Here is a 449-nt window from a genome sequence, read left to right as displayed (position 1 = left end):
CCACGCGTGTCTTCCGCAGGTGGGCCCTTACCCATCGTCACGAGTTCAGTCTGCTGTTCGGTACACCGACATCCGCCGCCGGCGACGCACACGTTGATGTGACCAGCCAGTGGGTGCGCAAACTCGCCGGTATTTGGGGCCCGGTGTTCGTACAGCTCTGGGCCGCGCGACCCTACCCGGTCCTGCTCGACGAGGAACTCGATCCGCGCCTGCGAAAGCAGATGATCGAGTACCGAAACGTCACCGGCGTGGAGATGCCGCCAGGCGCCCTGGTTGTCATGCTCTCCTGCTGGCGATCAATCTACGGTCAGGTCGCTCTGGAGGTCTTCGAGCATTTCGCCCCTGCGATCACCGACCAGGAGCCAATGTTCGAACTGCTGATGCAGGAGTTGATGTCCAGGATGGGGCTGGGTGCGGACTACCGGCCCCCAGCAGCGCTGGAGTAGTAC

General features: G+C 63.0%; 1 protein-coding gene. It reads left to right on the top strand.

The window, feature by feature from the left end:
* A partial coding sequence (locus LPA54_RS38750; RefSeq protein WP_228985078.1) for a TetR-like C-terminal domain-containing protein occupies positions 1-446 on the top strand: 446 nt, incomplete at its 5' end.
* Positions 447-449: the final 3 nt, after the last annotated feature.

This window comes from Streptomyces sp. DH12 (genome assembly GCF_020873895.1).
GTDB lineage: Bacteria > Actinomycetota > Actinomycetes > Streptomycetales > Streptomycetaceae > Streptomyces.
The sequence above is the reverse complement of the archived record's forward strand: the minus strand, read 5'-3'. Positions and strand labels throughout refer to the sequence as shown.